Consider the following 16748-nt stretch of genomic DNA (forward strand, 5'->3'; position numbering starts at 1 on the left):
CTAAAGCATTCATATTTTGAGCAATAAAACAGTGGATTCTAAAATCAATTAAGGTTAAAACATAAGAATCAGTTTTGGATATGCGTTTCATATCTACTGCTTTAACCTTGTCGATAAAGAACAATCACTTTTGACATGGTGCAAAGTTTTAAAAAATCTGCAGGACAGTGTGGAAAAACAACAACTCAATATGGATGAATGTGGGAGCAAAGAATGCTTGGTAATATGATGTTTAAACCGCTTTTGATTAGTAGCATGATTGAACATGCGGGTCGCTATCATGCGGATAGTTTAGTCATTTCAAAAAATACAGACACGACGATTACGAAAACCACTTGGGGTGATGTTCATAAAAATTCAAAACGATTTGCCAATGTTCTTGCTTCGCTCGGTTTAAATTTAGGGGATCGTGTTGCAACGATCGCTTGGAATAACCATCGTCACTTAGAATCTTGGTACGCTATTTCAGGTAGCGGCTATGTTTGTCACACCATTAATCCGCGTTTATTTCCAGAACAATTAATTTTTATCATCAATGATGCCGCAGACCGCGTGATGTTATTTGATAAAACCTTTTTGCCTTTAATCAAAGCAGTAAAACCACTATTAAAATCTGTTGAGCACTTTATTTGTTTGGATGCACCAGATGCAGTGATTGTCGAAGCGGTGCCAGATGTGAAGTTTTATGATGAACTCATCGCGGGGCAATCTGCAGATTATACATGGCCAGAATTAGATGAATTATCGGCTAGTTCTTTATGTTATACCTCGGGTACCACAGGCAATCCGAAAGGTGTGTTGTATAGCCATCGTTCAACAGTCTTACACAGTTATGCGATTTGTATGCCGGATTCATTAAATATCTCAGCGCGAGATATTATGATGCCTGTTGTGCCGATGTTCCATGTCAATGCATGGGGTACGCCATATGCTGCGGCTATGGTAGGTTGCACTTTAGTGCTACCAGGCCCAGGTTTAGATGGTGCGAGCCTGACGCAAATGATTGATGATTATAAAGTATCCGTTGCATTGGGTGTTCCAACGATTTGGCAGGGTTTAATCAATGCTGCGCAACAAGTGGGTAGTCAGCTTGAAAGTTTAGTGCGTAATGTGGTTGGTGGATCTGCTTGCCCACCTGCGATGTTGAAAGTGTTTAAAGAACAATTTAACTGCGAAACGATTCATGCTTGGGGAATGACCGAAACCAGTCCATTAGGTTCTTCAAACCAGTTTAAAGCCAAACATTTATTATTATCTGAAGAAGAACAATTACAAGTACGATTGTCACAAGGTCGTCCACCATTTGGGGTCGATTTACGTATTACCGATGAAGAAAACGGGACACACGAAGTTGCACGTGATGGTGAAACGACGGGTAATTTACAGATCCAAGGGCATTGGATTATTGGCAATTACTTTGGCAAAACAGAGTCTGCATTAACCTCAGATGGTTGGTTTGATACCGGGGATATTGCAACCCTGAACGAAGACGGTTTCTTAAAAATTAGTGACCGTTCAAAAGATTTGATCAAATCGGGCGGTGAATGGATTTCTTCTGTTGAGTTAGAAAATTTAGCTATGGGACATCCTAAAATTGCAATGGCGGCAGTGATTGCAGCGACCCATCCGAAATGGGATGAGCGTCCTGTATTGATTGCAATTAAAAAGCCAGATGTCGATTTATCTGATACAGAAATTTTGGATTATTATGCAGATAAAGTTGCTAAATGGCAGGTACCAGATAAAGTGATTTTTGTGGATGCTATTCCTTTGAGCGGAACAGGTAAAATGCTGAAAAAAGATCTACGTGAGCAATTTGGTGCTGTACTACTTGAAAGCTAACTTAATATAAGTCACTAACTAAATGTTAGTAAGGAGCAAAACGCAAAGGTAACATGCCTTTGCGTTTTTTTTTATAAAAACTTAAATTTTGATAAATACCATATTCTTAATATGAGGTTTTTAAATAAATTTTTTTCAATAAATCCATAACCAAGTTCAATGAATAATCTAGCCGTGTTGGGTCGCATTCAATTCAATAAAAGCGTAAATTGATGAGGCATCCACCGTTAAACCACCTTTCTTATGTTTCCAGTTTGGATCTTATTCACTTTAATGGCTGCTTTTATGCAGTCATGGCGCAATGCATTTCAAAAACAACTCAGTACCACTGTTGATGTGTATGGTGTCACCCTTGCACGGTTTATTTTTGGGCTCCCATTTGCCTGCATTTATTTATTTGTGCTGTACCAACAACAGCCTGTGACTCAGGTGACCACATTTACACCTATGTTTTGGATCTATGTGGTGATTGCAGGACTAAGTCAAATTTTAGCGACGATTTTAATGGTCTTGCTTTTTAAGCAAAAGAATTATGCCATCGGCGTCGGTTTAGCGAAAAGTGAAGCCATCTTTGCGGCCATAGTGGGGGTGATTTTCTTAAGTGAACATTTAAGTTTATTTGGTTGGATTGGTGTTTTGGTTGGTGGCATAGCCGTTTTTCTTTTAAGCAAAGGTTCCCAACGACAAAAGTTATCTTTGCCAACTTTATGCATCGGTGTAGGGAGTGGATTAAGTTTTGCTATTACCTCTTTATTGGTTCGTGAAGCCAGTTTAGAGCTAAGTGATTTACCGACTTTGTATCGTGCGGCGTGGGTATTGTTGAGTGTAATTGGCTTTCAATGTGTGATTATGCTGCTGTACCTCAGTCTATTTAGCCGCAAAACGCTCATTGCCATGTGGGATAGAGTCGGTCTGACCTTTCGCGTTAGTGTCTGTAGCTTTCTAGCATCCTTGGGCTGGTTTACTGCTATGAGTATGCAAACGGTTGCGATTGTCAAAACCCTAGGTCAAATCGAAATATTATTTAGCCTCTTAATCTCTGCCTATTTCTTTAAGGAAAAACTCGCAAGAACTGATCATTGGGGTTTAGCCCTAGTGGTGATTGCGGCGATTATGGTGATTTGGGCTTAATGTGTGCTTTAAACAGACATGAAGGTAAAAAAGTCCGAATTTAAGTCAGATTTTCGAATATTTTTTTTAATTAAAAGATGAGAAATATTTGATGTCCACTAGCATATTTATCATGGAATTGTTTATGATTTAAAGTATGACTAAACTTTGAACATGATTGAAAATTCTCAAGTTGTTCAATTTATATGTTTTTTTCAAATTTTAGCGTTAAATTTTTATATTATTTTTTATTTATATTGCCAAAATAAACAATGTATTGATGGGAGGGCTTAAATTTGGAAATACTCATACAAACATTATCCTTCCCAGCGTTGTTAACTATTTTAGCTTCGGCTTTAGGCTGTGGATTGCTCATCGGTTTGGAGCGTCAACGTAACAACAATTTGGACAGTGAACAGAGCTTTGCCGGTTTACGCTCATTTACCATTTGTGCGCTGTTTGGAGCATTGTGTTTTTTAATCCATTTAGCTGTTGGTGTAATCGGTGCAATTGTCGTCAGTATGTTTAGCTATTATGGATTAAGCCAGCAAAAACAAGATATTGGCACAACCACAGAACTAGCTTTTGTTATGACCTATTTAATCGGCGCTGCTTGTGTATTTAATATTCCATTGGCTGCGTGTTTGGCTGTGGTGTTGACCCTCATATTAGTTGGAAAAAAAGGCTTACATCATTTTGCAGCACATTGGATCAAAGACTATGAGTTAAGAGATGGTGTATTTTTACTGGCATTGATCCTAATTGCCTTACCGTTAACGCCGAATCAGGCCTATTGGGGTTCTGTATTAAATCCCTATGTGATTTTAAAATTACTGATATTGATCTTGGTGGTGCAGTCATTAGCGCACATCGCCAAGCGGCTTCTATCTTCTGATAAAGCGATTATCTTATCGGCCTTGGCATCAGGTTTTGTGTCGAGCACAGCAACAATCGCAAGCTTAGGTATGGAAGTACGAGCAGGAAAAGCCAGTGCCAAAAGTAATGCAGGGGCAGGACTTATTTCATGTGTTGCGACATTGGTTCAACTTTTGATCATTGTCCTTGGGGTGAGTTTTGCTTGGTTTAAAATATTAGTTATACCAAGTATCGTCGGCATCTTGATATTGGTCCTTGCTGCGTTATATCTGATTTATGGCTCATCTCAAGTTCAGCATAATAAAGAGTCAGAACCTGAAATGCTTCGTGTAGAGGCGAATGAAACAGTGCCGTTAGAAAATACTGATAGTCGAATGTTTAGCTTAAAACAGGCGGCAATCATTGCCATCACGCTTACTTTGATCCAAGCACTTGTTTATGGATTAAATCTCGCTTTAGGTGATAAAGGCTTAATTTTAGGGACATTATTAGCATCACTCTTTGAAGTCCATGCAGCTATGGCAACCGTTGTGATGCAAGGTAATATCGATAATTTGACACTGGTCTATGCTGTGGTGATTGGATTATCAGCCCATGCAATTTCAAAATGTGTGAATGCATTTCTCACAGGTGGCTGGAAATATTTTCTATATTTTGCACCAATACAGTTACTTCATATGCTGTGCCTAATCGCGGTTTTGTTATTCAGTTTAAGATAATCAGAGGCAATTAACTGCGCCATATTATTCATGGCGCAATTGCATTAATTTGGCTTTTATTTGTGGCCAGCTGGTTGAAATCCAACATACAAGCGAACCTAACGTCACCAAAATGGCACCATGCCAAAAACTTAAACTCAGTGGTGTCTGTAAAATAAACATTGAAATTAATGAAGAAAAAATCGGACTAAAATACGATAAGGTCACCAATATCGTAATATTGCCTCTAATAATACCTACATTCCACGCTGCATAGCCCAATGCGGTCACGATGGACACGATTAACATATACTTACCAGTATGTAAGTCTACGGCAGGCATTCGCGGGATACTGTGAAATATCAACATTTTTAGCCATAGCACAATGGTGATCACGACGAAAAAGAATGAAATAGGGTTATGTCCATGACTGTATTTACGGGTAATCACACAGTAGAGTGACCATAAACTCGCGCCCATAAAAGCAAGAAAATAGCTTAATGTATTGGACTGAATGTTCGTAAAGACTGTAGACCAGTTAAAACTTCCATTACCCGTTTGGATCAAAATAATGCCGCCCAAACTAATGGCTAAACCAATGATTACGAAAAAGTTAAATTTTAATTCTTTAAATAAGATTAACGCGGCAATTGTCAGACTCGGCCATAAATAATTGACCAAACTGATTTCAATCGCTTGTTGAGCTGTTTGAGCCAAAGCAATGGCATACGAAAAACACAACTCATAAATCACAAATAAAAGGGTGGCGTATATCAAAAATTGGCGCGGAACCAGTTTAAGGTTTGGAATTTTAAATAAGAGCAATAGAATAATTGCGCTCAAGGTATACATAAAGAGCACAGCAAGATCAGGGCCAATACTGAAACTAATTTTCTTAAGTAAACCAACAATAGAAGACCATTGTAAGATTGCACTGAATCCAATCAGCGTTGCAAGATTTTTGGACATGATTGCTCGAAGATTTCGCAAATGGCGAATGAATTCTAAGCTTTAATTATAATCTTTCTTTAGTTGTTTAGTCTAAGCGTGAAATTATCAAACTCTATTTAATTAAAAATATTTAGAGCTCGTTGTACGTCAAGAGCAGCATGGCGATGAACTAGGTTTAGGTTCTGGCTTATTAACGCACGATTTAAAACTTGGACAATGTATTCATGCCTATATTCGTGCGAATCCAAATTTTCACTTAGCAGAGGGCGTTAAGTCGGCAATTATGATTGGCAATGGCTCAGGAATGGCGGGTTTGCTTTCACATCTTAAGCAACGTGTCGCAACAGAGCACTATCAAAACTGGTTAATTTATGGTGAGCATCAACAAGATTTCGATGCAATTTTTGCTGATGAACTGCATGAATTACAAAACCAAGGTAAAATTTCAGAAATCGATCGGGTATTTTCTCGTGATGGTTTTGCTGAAAAGTATGTGCAAGATGTCCTAGTTGTAAAAAAAGCTGAGTTGTTTGATTGGCTAGAGCAAGGGGCTTGTCTCTATATCTGCGGCAGTTTGAATATGGCCTAAGCGGTAGATGCCACTTTGCAAGAGATACTGGGCATTGAACAACTGCATACACTGCGTAAAGCAGGTCGTTACCGCCGTGATGTGTATTAAATAATTGATGTCTACTGAAGAAGTAAATAATGATGCAGTTCGTAATGAGATGGATCGATAGTTTAAAAAGGAACAATAATGGATAAATTTGTAATTAGAGTTTATCACGATTATAAAAGGCTAATTATAGCTATTTTTTTTATTATTGAGTTTTTGATTTTTTTAATAAAGTATTACTTTTTTGGGATAGGTTTCTGGAGTTTTATTGGTGCAGTAGTTTTTTTTATTATCTTTGTTGATCTAATTTATAATGGGAGTTATTTGTTGATCGGGAAGATAAAAAAAGAAAGTGAAGTTTATGAATATTATATTAGGTTTATCTATATTTTTGTAATTTATTTATTTTCAATATATTGCATTGTTGAGTGAAGAGTAAAATTTAAAAATTATGAGTAAATATTTTTTTTAATATTTTGTAGAGTTTTGCTCGTTTATGGCTCTATTGCATAAAGATTCTTAAGACAGACCACCATAAGTCACTAAAACTTATGTAACTTACTTGGATGTGAGGTGGGCCTAATCAAAATCTTTTGTCTTCTCCAAAGCGTGGATTAATCAATTGCTAGCCAATCTTATTGTTTGAATCTTTTATTTGGAACTGAGTGAAAAATGACTTATGAATATAAATTAATTTTCAGAGTTAAGTGTGTTGATTTTACAAAGATATTTGATCATGATGCTTTAAATTTATGTATATTTAAGTATAGTTATACCATTAAAAAATTTAAAAGATTAAAAAATCAATGAGAATGCATATTTTTTTAAATTCCTTACTTACGATGTATTGTTCAATTTCAATATTTATGGTCATTTTTATATATTTTTTATCTAATTGGCAAATATGGGAAAAAAATTTTACATTCATTGGCTTAATATCATTTTTAATACTGGCAATTTGTTTTTACTTTAAATATAACGAAAAATTGAATGATGATGATATTTTGTTCAAGCAGTTACCAATGAAAGTACAACTACCAATAAGAACTTCAACTATATTATTTTTAAACATAAATTTGGGTTTTATCTTATTTATATTGGCAGTGCTTACAATAGTAATTACAGCTAATATATGGTTTATTACACTTTGTATTTTTATTATTTGGAATGCAATAATTTATCATCCTCATATTTGGTTTGTAGATTCAATTGATTTAAAACAAGACATAAAAAATAAAACAAATGAATTTGAGATTATAAGACAGGATAAAGGTGATTTTGAATATTTTAATGATGGTTTCACATACACTATAACTGGGCCTGAAATAAGCACAAAAACTATATTATGGAAAGATATTCAAAGTATAGATGTCGTACGCCAAAATATTGGAACCATTGATGAGATTCAACTCTATATATTGTGTTCAAATACAATCATTTATATTACCGAAAATACACTGGGTTATTACTATTTCATTGATCAACTGCATCAGAATTTTCCAGAAATAGATGAAATTTGGCAAATTTCAATCATTGCAGATGATTCAGGGCAACCATTCAATATTATAAAAAAAGGCAATGGTCATTGATATGAAAAGTTATTTAGCCGTCTACGACATTGGCGCATAATTTGCTTGTTTCTACCTAATTTTTTACTGTTTGATATAACAAATTAGGAAGTTGAAGTGACTACAGGCTACTTACGTGGACAAGACTTAATTGATCAGATCCAACAACAGGATTATTCCAGAGATCTAATTGGATATCATGGCGATGTACCTCAAGTCGTATGGCCTAATCAGGCACGTATCGCAGTGCAGTTCGTGTTGAACTATGAAGAAGGTGGAGAAAACCATATCGAACATGGGGATGCAGGATCAGAACAATTCTTATCCGATATTATTGGAGCGGCCAGTTTTCCTGCCAAACATATGTCGATGGACTCGATGTATGAATATGGCTCTAGAGCCGGTTTTTGGCGGATTCATGAAGAATTTAAAAAACGTGATTTACCCATGACGGTCTTTGGCGTTGGTATGGCTTTAGCACGTAATCCTTATATCGTCGATGCGATCAGACAATCCAACTATGATGTCGTTTCACATGGTCAACGCTGGTTACATTATCAGGATATGCCGATAGAGCTAGAACGTCAGCACATGGATCAGGCAATTAGTGTGCTTGAAGCTTTATTTGGAAGGACGCCTATTGGCTGGTACACAGGGCGTGACAGTCCCAACACACGTCAGCTATTGGCTGAATTTCCGCAAATTAAATATGACTGCGATCACTATGGTGATGATTTACCTTTTTGGAGTCGTTTGACAAATGAAAATGGTCGAACCCGTCCACATTTAATTATTCCTTATACACTCGAAAGCAATGATATGAAGTTTTGTTCACCGGGTGGTTTCAACAGTGGTGAACAATTTTATCAATACCTTAAAGACGCTTTTGGTGTGCTATATGCAGAAGGTGAAAGCGCGCCAAAAATGTTATCGATAGGGATGCATTGTCGTATTTTAGGGCGACCAGGCCGTTTTAAAGCACTACAACGATTCTTAGATTATGTGCAATCACATGAAAAAGTCTGGATCTGTCGCCGTGGTGATATCGCGGAACATTGGTATACACATCATGCAGTCTAGTAAAAAAATATTTGGATAAAGAGGAGCTTAGCTCCTCTTTTTTTAGGCCTGTACTTAGGTAACTGACATCATAGACCTAGGTTGGCACTGATATTGCAAAACTAAATTTGAACAATCATTCAATAATTTTAGGCGATTTTATAGTGCAACTTGTTGAATTTAATAAAGCATCCGAAGCAGATGTAAAAACTTTTTTAAAGCACTGTGTGCAAATTGAAGGCTGGGCAGAACATATTGTAGCGCAGCGTCCTTATACCTGTGTCACACAAATCATAGAGCAAGCAGTAAAAGCTGCAAATGCTTGGACTTGGGATGAAATCAAAAATGCTCTAGATAACCATCCACGGATTGGTGAAAAAAAGGCACAGGCAGAATTAAGTTGTTTGGAACAACAATTTTCAACTCAAGAACAGTCTGAAATTTCAGCAGATGAAGAAACTCAATTTGCATTGCTCAAAGGCAATGTCGCGTATGAGAAAAAGTACGGATACCTCTTTTTAATCAAAGCTTCTGGCCTCAGTAGTGAAGATGTACTACAGGCGCTGCAATATCGATTATTGAATGATCCTGAAACCGAAAAACGAATTGTTCATCATCAACTGGCTGAAATTGCCTTATTAAGATTAAAACAGGAGCTTAGCGCATGATTAGCTCACATATTTTAGATACCAATCTAGGCAAACCCGCAGCAAACGTCAGCATTCAATTATTTAATGCACACGGAGAGTTACTAGGTTCAGCCCAAACCAATGCAGATGGTCGTGTCAATGATTTTGCGCTGAAGGACTTTACAGCAGGTGCTTATAGCCTTGAATTTGCGACTGCTGAATATTTTCAGACTTTAAATACCGAAACCTTTTTTCCAAAAGCTGTGATTCATTTTTATGTAAAAGATGCCTCGCAGCATTTTCATATTCCTTTACTCATCAGCCCATTTGCATATTCAACGTATCGTGGCAGCTAAGAGCAAAGTTAAAAAATAGGGGATATAAAAATGACAGAACAAAATAAAACAGTTTCACCAGAACATGAATATTTAGGCGCAGGGAAAAGCCTTGCCTATGGACTACGGGTACAGCCGAGATACGTGTAAAAATATGACAAATAAAAAATCAATATACTTTTTTTATTAGACAGTGGTTTTTTATCAAATTAGATTATGTTAAGTTAATTTGATCCAGTATTGGTTATTTATAAAACTAACTGAAAAGCTTCTGAGACTAGCTCAAGTAAACCTAAAAAGTGTTATTCATCTGGCCAACCCTTACTGAGGTTGAAAATATCTTTAAATGATTTGCCTTCCATTAATTTAAGTTGATGACCTTCTACTTTTGCATTTGGCATTATTAATGCTGATGAAGGTATTGGTAAAGTTGACCAAGGATTTATATAAAGCGTATGGTCTATATTTGTTAATGAATATATGGAAAGATTTCCAAACAGCCAAGCAGCACTACATCTTTTTCCCTTTGGTCCAGCTGGACCAAACCAAGCACCATTTGAAACTCTGGAAAAATGTGGATTATCTAAACTAGCCAAATTAAAGCTAAATTGTTCCTCACCAAAGAGTGCCTGCATTTCATCAATTGGGTTGAGTTTGAAACTATTAATGTTGACTGCAACAATTAGTGGTAAATCAAGTTGCCCATATCTATTTGTCTTTTTTTGAATTGCATCACGAATAGGTATCCAGCTATTAATCCAACTTGCATCGTAATTTTGGATTCCGATAAGTTGTTTATGTGTTCCACGATGTTTAACAGCTAAAGGAATTGCTTCTATAATTACTTTCCATTCCTCATGTGCCCATGAGATTTCTGGAAATGATGAGTATCCATTATTTTCTGAATCTGCTAAGACTATATCAGGGTCAAGTGAATCTAGCCAGGTCTTAATTATAGAGTATAATTTTTTACCACTTGGTTGAGTTATGGGATCTCCAGAAGAGTTAATCGAAAGAACAAAATTTTTATGAGGTCTAGAATTTAGATAGTCTAGGGTTGAATCTTTTAGTGCTTCAGCAGAATCGTTTTTACCATTATTTTCTGAAGTACAAATTGCTTCTAAATAAAACTGCTGTCCATCTGGGCATGTAACCAAGAAGTCTGGACGTTTAGATGAACCATTTGCTAATTCTGGGTGAGGGGATAATATAAAATCTTGATATACTAGATATTCATGTAATAAAAGTTCAAAAGTAGTAGAAGTGAATTGTCGATGATCACCTGATTTTAGACGAGCAATTATCTCGAGTTTTTCAGTTACAGGATAATTATTCAGGCACTGTTCTAATAGTAATCGTATTTGTTTAGCTTTTGGCCAAGCACAACGATCTAAGAAATCAAAATCTGATTCATTAGCCTGAATAATATCGTGATTTGTACGAATAAAATTTTGGAATAGCATAATTTACTTTGATAACCATTCAGCATATGCATTCACGTCAATCATTGGAACGGTACCGCTAAATTGCAACATTGAAATTAACTTGAACAGAAATGCGGTGGCAGGTTTCCCTTCTTGTGTGAATTCATATTTACCATTTGTGGGCTCCCAAATAAAGTGTCCATGTGCTGCGACACATCCAATTTCTAAGTGATCTTCATTACTGCCATTGCCGTCGCCTAAAGCTTTCCATAAAGCATCGCCGCAACATGGTGTCCAATCACTTTCAAGTGTCAAAATGCCCCCTATAATTGGAATTAATGGTTTTGGTGGATAGGTTCCTTTTGCGTATGGGATTGGCAGGCTTGTGCGTTGAAGCTTACGCACAGAGGCTACTTTTTGACGTGCATATTCAACATACTTCGCATTAATTGTCTGCTTCGCCTCAAAAATGGCATAAACGCTTTCAGCTGGGACAATGATTTGTCCTTGATATTGAAAAATGAATGGTGAGTATTGCCGATCATATATCACAACATCAATCTGCTCACTGAAAGTTCCTGTACTATCAACTACAAATGCTTTATCAGCTTGATAACGTTGTGGAAGATAGGTTTTAAGCATCTGAAGCCAAACCTCTTCACTAGCATCGCCCTTTGTTCCAGGGTGAGAGAATGATTTCCTAGCAGTCTCTAGTCGATGCTGAATATCATCATGCAGACTAGCAAGTAGAACAGATAATGACCATGCACTCATAGTTTCTTCTCCTCAAAGGGTGGAGTTGGATTCATTTGTTTAGCAATTGCTAATGCTCGTTCAAATTTCACACATTCTGAAGGATAGGCATCAAGGACAATTGTTGGGAGGAGTCGCTGAGTTAAATCTGAGAAAGTGAAGCCATAACGATCGGCTTTCTCTCCTGTTGCGGCCACAAAGTGATTAATTTCATTATCACTAAATCCTAGGGCTTGAAGTGATTCATTGAGAACAGCATGGCGTTGCCCTTCATTAGGTCGTTCAAAAGTCAGAATATCTGCTGCTCGGCGTTTAACGGCAGGATCTAGTGCACCAAGGCGATTTGTACACATAATTACGGCAGCTGGTAATTGACCATTAGCAATTCGATCAATACCTCGAATAAATGCATTTACTCCAGCACGGTCTTCATGATGCATCTGAGCTGATTCACGAGATTGAGCAAGTGCATCTGCTTCGTCTACTAAAAGTATGACAGCTCCACGTGCTGTACCATCTACATTTTTGAGGCTAGCAGCAGCTTCAACTGTATAATCAAATGCAGCTGATAACAACTGAGTCATTTCTCCAACACGACCTTGTCCTCTACTTGATAAACTAAGAGGGTATAGTGTGATATCAATTTTTTCTTGGCGTGCAACGGCATCACCGATCGTTTCTGCGAGTTCAGTTTTTCCTGAGCCAACATCTCCTGCTAATACTACAAGTGGTGGGCGACGGAGTACATGCTTTAATAAATCTTTAGCGTCTGGATGAAATCTTTGTGCCCAGTTATTTAAACCTGAAGGGTTAACTAGAAGACTGAGAATTTTAATGAGGCGAGCCTTTTGATCATCAAGCCCAACAAGTTTTCCTAATCTTTCCTGAGGTTCGAAATCTGGAAAAATAAGTCGATGTTCAAATAGTTGATCAAGTGGTGGTCTGTTATGTGAAGTCATTTGTAGCTCCTTACGCTGGCTCTGCTTAATGCTTTACCACCAGCTGAATAGTTTCTATCGTTTTCCATATATCCATTTACCAAAGGTTCTTGGGCACTAGTACGCTGATAAGGCATTCGTGCTTTGAAAGCATCTTTTTCAGCTTGAGTGAGGACATCCCATGCAGATGAATATGTTAGATAATTATAGAATGATGCTCCTGAAGTATTTGCCCCAGGTTTAACACGACCAGGATCATCATCATCAGCTGCCATTCCATAAAGATCACGTGCAGTATATCTAAGCGTTGGTTCTATCCATTTATCATTATGTTTAAATCCCACGGTTAGAGTACCGAAGTAGCCTGCTTTCAGAAGTTCAATGGTTTCAATTTCAATTTCTCCAATATAGTTGTCTGTTGGACTTCCATAGAACCGTTGCATACGTTTTAAGTCAGCAGAAACTTTAGCTGCCATATGACGTGCATGAGTAATGGTAAAAGTTGTTGACTCAGTAATGGTAAAACTAGACATATCTTACTTACCCCTGAAATGATGAACCAAATACTTTTTGCCAGTAGTACACTGTTTCCCGCTTAGTTGGTGCAGCTAAAGCGGAATCGATTGCATCACCAGCATCAAGAGCAGCTTCGTAAATTGCATTTGCATTAACCTCGGTATACAGTCGGCTTACATTATTCAATGCGTTAACTGGATCAATGATTTGAATGCGATCATTAAAGTTTCCTATAGATGATGCAGGATAATTGTCAGTAAAGAGAATTAACTCTTGTAAGTCTGTTTGAGCCAAATAAGTGAAAAAATGTTGAAGTGCTTCAGGATAATCATTAAACGACAGGCCCTGATCGCTTAGACGAGCAAGAATTAACTCAATCATGAAAGACTTAAATCTAAAATTTTCGTTTGTTGCTTTTAAACGTGCAGCCCAGAACTTGATTAGACGAACCACTTGAGAGAAATGCTCTGGTTGAGCTTGTTTACGTTTCCGCATGAATTCAAGATGAAGAGGTATGTTGGTTTTTAATAATGAACCATCATCTTGGCTTACTAAATTTCCGTACCAAGAGGAATTTCCATCATACAAGATAGGTACTACATCTACATCTAAACCTGAACCACGAAATGATACTGTAACACTATAGGTTTGTGGTTTAACTTGGTCTGGTGAGAAGTTTGGAAAAGCCTTACGTAACCTCGTAGCAAGGTATTCGAGGAGTAATTTCACATCATGAGGTGCATCAGCTCCACTGATATAGCATGCTACATCTATATCATTGAGTGAACGTAGTGCAGTGCCTTTTGCAAGGCTACCTGAAAGCAGCATTTTTTTTAGGGTGAAATCTGGATGCTCACCAAGATACGTTTCAAGTTTGTCGCGTAGGCGTTTAGCTTGTGCACGAAATTCATCTGCTTTTACTTTTGGGAGATTGACCCTTTCTTGAGCAAAACGGGCAATATCTTTATGACTTACATGTTCTCGGGTCATTAGTATACTCCATAAATTACATATCGAGATCGACATGATGTATATGTCTAGTTTATAATATACATTGAAAAACTAGTCAACTATTTTATGGCGAATTAGACATGAGTAATGAACTTTCACCTTCAGAGCTATTCCAAGAGCGATTAAAATCTGCTAGAGAATTACGCCAATGGAGTCAGAGTGATCTAGCTGTTAAAGCAAATATGCCACCAAGCTCCATAGCTCATTTCGAGTCTGGATCACGTAAACCCTCATTTGACACTCTTCGGCGCCTTGCAAATGCATTAACAGTAACAACAGATTATTTGCTTGGGCGGGTAGATGATCCCTCTATGGCTGAATCGGCTGATCCACTTTTTCGAGATGTTAGTAAGTTGACTGGGCATGATCGTGAGCTTGCGAAAGATTTTCTACAAATGCTTGCTAATCGAAATAAGCAGGGGAAATAAAATATGAGTCTTGCACTGCGTTTAAAAACTGCAAAACAAAAAGGAGAAATGCTTCTAGTTGAAGAAGGTCTAGTAAGTTTGCCCATAGATCCATTTGAAATTGCAGAGCGTCGAGATATTGTTGTTCAGGCAAAGCCAAATGTAGCATCTGGTGTTTCAGGAATGCTTTTGAGACATGGCAATACTTTTGGAATTCTTTATGCCTCTGATATTCCCAGTGATGGTTTTCAACGTTTTAGCGTAGCACATGAATTAGGGCATTATTTTCTTGATGGTCATATTGATCATGTTCTTCCTAACGATGGTTTTCATCAGTCTCATGCTGGTTTTTCTTCTCAAGATCCGTATGAGCGTGAAGCTGATAGTTTTGCTGTAGGTTTATTAATGCCTTCTAAGCTTTTCAGGCGTTTAATTGGTCGTCATCCTCTTGGTTTGGTAGATATTGAAGCTGCTGCTGAGACTTGCAAAACATCTTTAACTGCTACAGCAATTCGTTATGTTGAACTAACCAGTGATGCTATTGCAATTATTGTCAGCACTGGTTCGACAATTGATTACTGTATTATGTCTGAGGCGATGAAATCATTTCGAAATTTAACTTGGTTCAAACGAGGAGCATTAGTACCGTTAAATACTGAGACTGCTCGATTTAATGCTGATCCATCAAGGGGATTACGTGGTGAACGATCCAGTATAAAAATTGATATCCTTGATTGGCTTGGAGGAACAAATTCAAGCATACTTACCGAGGAAGTTATTGGGCTAGGTAACTATGGAAAAACTTTGACTATACTTTCCTCTTCAAAAATTGGCCAAGAGATTTATAGTGGAGATGAGGACGATGATGAGGAGAAGTTGATAGAGAGCTGGACACCTAGGTTTCGAAGATAAATACTAAACAGTAATGTACAGTCAAATAGGGGCTGAATAGTAGATATGAATAGTAATTCCAATGTAGATACTTTAGCACAAAATGAGCCTCCTAATCAGATAAAAATTTCTTTTGCCTTTGACAGGACTAATGCTCAGATTCAAACATTATCTTTTATTGATTTAGATAAAATATCTGAAAGTGACTCAATCACGGAAAATATTTCTAATATTTTAAGGAAAAGTTTGTTGGATTTTTTTAAAACAGATCCTAAGAAATTAGAGCTTGCTTTGGAGAAAAATTCTGAAAACGATTTTTTGGAGGCCTTGAGTCATTATCAAGAAGATGATCCAAATGTAAGACAGCAAATTTATTCATTAGTAAATCAGTCTTTAAAACAGAAATCATGGAAAAAATCATATCTGAAAATATTGGTACGTACAGGGTTGCTTGCTGAAAATTCTAACGACTTTAATGTTGCAAAAGGATATTTAAAAGAAGCATTAAAACTGAAAATGGATGATGATACTCGAGTAGGAATCACTTTATCATATGCAAATAGTTATGCAAAAGAGGGACATTTAGATACAGCCATACAAATTTATAAGAGCGTTCTTGATTCGAGTTTAAAGAAGGTTGGATTTGAAAATATAGCTTGGTGCCACAATAATTTAGGTGCATCTTTAATTAAGAATAAAAGGATCGATGAGGGGGTAATTCATTATAGAGAGGCTGCTAGAATTCGGGAAAATAATAATAAAATAGGTGAGCCTTTTCGCACATTAGGCATATTAGCACGCTCTTTAGAGTTATTGGATATCCAATGTTCATTATCTCTTTATGATGAAATTTGTACGACATTACATAATGATATATCCTCTTCTGAAATAATAAGAAATAGAGCACATGCACATTATGGAGCTGCACGTCTACGATGTTTGGAGTTGGGAGCATATAAAGAAGCATTAAAAGATGTAAATGATGCTATTCCATTACTTGATGTGTGCTGAAAAAACAGGAGGTTTTAACTTGGTAAACTAAACACACTCATCAGGAGTTTACCATGAGCAAGAAACACAAGACTTACACCACAGAATTTAAAGCTGAAGCCATCAAATTAATT

At 36.9% G+C, this 16748-nt stretch carries 17 protein-coding genes; 11 read left to right on the plus strand and 6 right to left on the minus strand.

The window, feature by feature from the left end; all coding sequences use genetic code 11:
- The first annotated feature begins 213 nt into the window (after positions 1-213).
- The 3 genes from FTU37_RS11740 to FTU37_RS11750 all read left to right on the plus strand — a co-directional run bounded on the left by FTU37_RS11740 (position 214) and on the right by FTU37_RS11750 (position 4547).
- Entirely contained in the window at positions 214-1842 is a 1629-nt protein-coding gene (locus FTU37_RS11740) for a long-chain-fatty-acid--CoA ligase (protein WP_168379474.1), read from the plus strand.
- A 243-nt stretch (positions 1843-2085) separates the two neighbouring features.
- The gene (locus FTU37_RS11745; RefSeq protein ID WP_168379473.1) at positions 2086-2973 is read left to right on the plus strand and encodes a DMT family transporter; all 888 of its coding nucleotides are present in this window, start codon (positions 2086-2088) and stop codon (positions 2971-2973) included.
- 275 nt (positions 2974-3248) lie between these two features.
- Positions 3249-4547 carry an MgtC/SapB family protein gene (locus tag FTU37_RS11750; RefSeq protein WP_168379472.1) on the plus strand — a complete coding sequence of 433 codons (1299 nt, stop codon included), beginning with the start codon at positions 3249-3251 and terminating at the stop codon, positions 4545-4547.
- Between the two features lie 24 nt (positions 4548-4571).
- Here FTU37_RS11750 and yddG read toward each other — a convergent pair whose 3' ends face one another.
- The gene (gene yddG, locus FTU37_RS11755; RefSeq protein ID WP_168379471.1) at positions 4572-5495 is read right to left on the minus strand and encodes an aromatic amino acid DMT transporter YddG; all 924 of its coding nucleotides are present in this window, start codon (positions 5493-5495) and stop codon (positions 4572-4574) included.
- Between the two features lie 265 nt (positions 5496-5760).
- Here yddG and FTU37_RS11760 point away from each other — a divergent pair, with 265 nt between their 5' ends.
- From FTU37_RS11760 to uraH, 5 genes are all read left to right on the plus strand, one after another.
- Entirely contained in the window at positions 5761-6066 is a 306-nt protein-coding gene (locus FTU37_RS11760; protein ID WP_168379470.1) for a hypothetical protein, read from the plus strand.
- 1049 nt (positions 6067-7115) lie between these two features.
- Complete coding sequence (locus FTU37_RS11765) at positions 7116-7682, plus strand: hypothetical protein (RefSeq protein WP_180124392.1); 567 nt, start codon at positions 7116-7118, stop codon at positions 7680-7682.
- Positions 7683-7778: 96 nt separating this feature from the next.
- Positions 7779-8741: an allantoinase PuuE gene (puuE, locus tag FTU37_RS11770; RefSeq protein ID WP_168379626.1), complete on the plus strand. Its 963-nt coding sequence runs from the start codon at positions 7779-7781 to the stop codon at positions 8739-8741.
- A gap of 143 nt (positions 8742-8884) precedes the next feature.
- Entirely contained in the window at positions 8885-9388 is a 504-nt protein-coding gene (gene uraD / locus FTU37_RS11775; protein WP_168379625.1) for a 2-oxo-4-hydroxy-4-carboxy-5-ureidoimidazoline decarboxylase, read from the plus strand.
- Positions 9385-9705, plus strand: coding sequence for a hydroxyisourate hydrolase (gene uraH / locus FTU37_RS11780; RefSeq protein WP_180023718.1), 321 nt, complete (start codon positions 9385-9387; stop codon positions 9703-9705). Before uraD ends, uraH begins: the two co-directional genes overlap by 4 nt.
- 281 nt (positions 9706-9986) lie before the next feature.
- On the opposite strand, the gene FTU37_RS11785 is transcribed toward uraH, so the two are convergent.
- From FTU37_RS11785 to FTU37_RS11805, 5 genes are read right to left on the minus strand one after another with little or no spacing between them, the layout of a single operon-like run.
- Positions 9987-11147 (minus strand): hypothetical protein, encoded by a 1161-nt coding sequence (locus FTU37_RS11785; RefSeq protein ID WP_057063715.1) that lies wholly within the window; start codon positions 11145-11147, stop codon positions 9987-9989.
- 3 nt (positions 11148-11150) lie between these two features.
- Positions 11151-11882 carry a DUF6602 domain-containing protein gene (locus FTU37_RS11790; RefSeq protein WP_057063717.1) on the minus strand — a complete coding sequence of 244 codons (732 nt, stop codon included), beginning with the start codon at positions 11880-11882 and terminating at the stop codon, positions 11151-11153.
- Positions 11879-12820, minus strand: a complete 942-nt coding sequence (locus tag FTU37_RS11795) for an AAA family ATPase (protein WP_057063719.1) — start codon at positions 12818-12820, stop codon at positions 11879-11881. Before FTU37_RS11795 ends, FTU37_RS11790 begins: the two co-directional genes overlap by 4 nt.
- Entirely contained in the window at positions 12817-13332 is a 516-nt protein-coding gene (locus FTU37_RS11800) for a hypothetical protein (RefSeq protein WP_057063722.1), read from the minus strand. Before FTU37_RS11800 ends, FTU37_RS11795 begins: the two co-directional genes overlap by 4 nt.
- Before the next feature lie 7 nt (positions 13333-13339).
- Positions 13340-14305 carry a CBASS oligonucleotide cyclase gene (locus tag FTU37_RS11805; RefSeq protein WP_057063723.1) on the minus strand — a complete coding sequence of 322 codons (966 nt, stop codon included), beginning with the start codon at positions 14303-14305 and terminating at the stop codon, positions 13340-13342.
- 101 nt (positions 14306-14406) lie between these two features.
- Here FTU37_RS11805 and FTU37_RS11810 point away from each other — a divergent pair, with 101 nt between their 5' ends.
- The 3 genes from FTU37_RS11810 to FTU37_RS11820 are packed head-to-tail and all read left to right on the plus strand — an operon-like array spanning position 14407 to position 16635.
- A complete protein-coding gene (locus tag FTU37_RS11810; protein ID WP_057063725.1) occupies positions 14407-14754 on the plus strand; it encodes a helix-turn-helix domain-containing protein in 348 nt (115 codons plus the stop codon).
- A gap of 3 nt (positions 14755-14757) precedes the next feature.
- Complete coding sequence (locus FTU37_RS11815) at positions 14758-15645, plus strand: ImmA/IrrE family metallo-endopeptidase (protein WP_057063727.1); 888 nt, start codon at positions 14758-14760, stop codon at positions 15643-15645.
- A 45-nt stretch (positions 15646-15690) separates the two neighbouring features.
- Complete coding sequence (locus tag FTU37_RS11820; protein ID WP_180124393.1) at positions 15691-16635, plus strand: hypothetical protein; 945 nt, start codon at positions 15691-15693, stop codon at positions 16633-16635.
- Positions 16636-16748: the final 113 nt, after the last annotated feature.

The organism is Acinetobacter sp. YH12097, from assembly GCF_013419225.1.
Classification (GTDB): Bacteria; Pseudomonadota; Gammaproteobacteria; order Pseudomonadales; family Moraxellaceae; genus Acinetobacter; species Acinetobacter amyesii.

Bases quoted from the DNA above. Each gene is read 5' to 3' on its own strand.
- FTU37_RS11810 (WP_057063725.1), top strand. From the start codon at position 14,407: ATGAGTAATGAACTTTCACCTTCAGAGCTATTCCAAGAGCGATTAAAA.
- FTU37_RS11745 (WP_168379473.1), top strand. From the start codon at position 2,086: ATGTTTCCAGTTTGGATCTTATTCACTTTAATGGCTGCTTTTATGCAG.
- uraH (WP_180023718.1), top strand. From the start codon at position 9,385: ATGATTAGCTCACATATTTTAGATACCAATCTAGGCAAACCCGCAGCA.
- FTU37_RS11760 (WP_168379470.1), top strand. From the start codon at position 5,761: ATGATTGGCAATGGCTCAGGAATGGCGGGTTTGCTTTCACATCTTAAG.
- FTU37_RS11820 (WP_180124393.1), top strand. From the start codon at position 15,691: ATGAATAGTAATTCCAATGTAGATACTTTAGCACAAAATGAGCCTCCT.
- FTU37_RS11785 (WP_057063715.1), bottom strand. From the start codon at position 11,147: ATGCTATTCCAAAATTTTATTCGTACAAATCACGATATTATTCAGGCT.
- FTU37_RS11795 (WP_057063719.1), bottom strand. From the start codon at position 12,820: ATGACTTCACATAACAGACCACCACTTGATCAACTATTTGAACATCGA.
- FTU37_RS11790 (WP_057063717.1), bottom strand. From the start codon at position 11,882: ATGAGTGCATGGTCATTATCTGTTCTACTTGCTAGTCTGCATGATGAT.
- FTU37_RS11800 (WP_057063722.1), bottom strand. From the start codon at position 13,332: ATGTCTAGTTTTACCATTACTGAGTCAACAACTTTTACCATTACTCAT.
- FTU37_RS11815 (WP_057063727.1), top strand. From the start codon at position 14,758: ATGAGTCTTGCACTGCGTTTAAAAACTGCAAAACAAAAAGGAGAAATG.
- FTU37_RS11765 (WP_180124392.1), top strand. From the start codon at position 7,116: ATGAAAGTACAACTACCAATAAGAACTTCAACTATATTATTTTTAAAC.
- FTU37_RS11740 (WP_168379474.1), top strand. From the start codon at position 214: ATGCTTGGTAATATGATGTTTAAACCGCTTTTGATTAGTAGCATGATT.
- yddG (WP_168379471.1), bottom strand. From the start codon at position 5,495: ATGTCCAAAAATCTTGCAACGCTGATTGGATTCAGTGCAATCTTACAA.
- FTU37_RS11805 (WP_057063723.1), bottom strand. From the start codon at position 14,305: ATGACCCGAGAACATGTAAGTCATAAAGATATTGCCCGTTTTGCTCAA.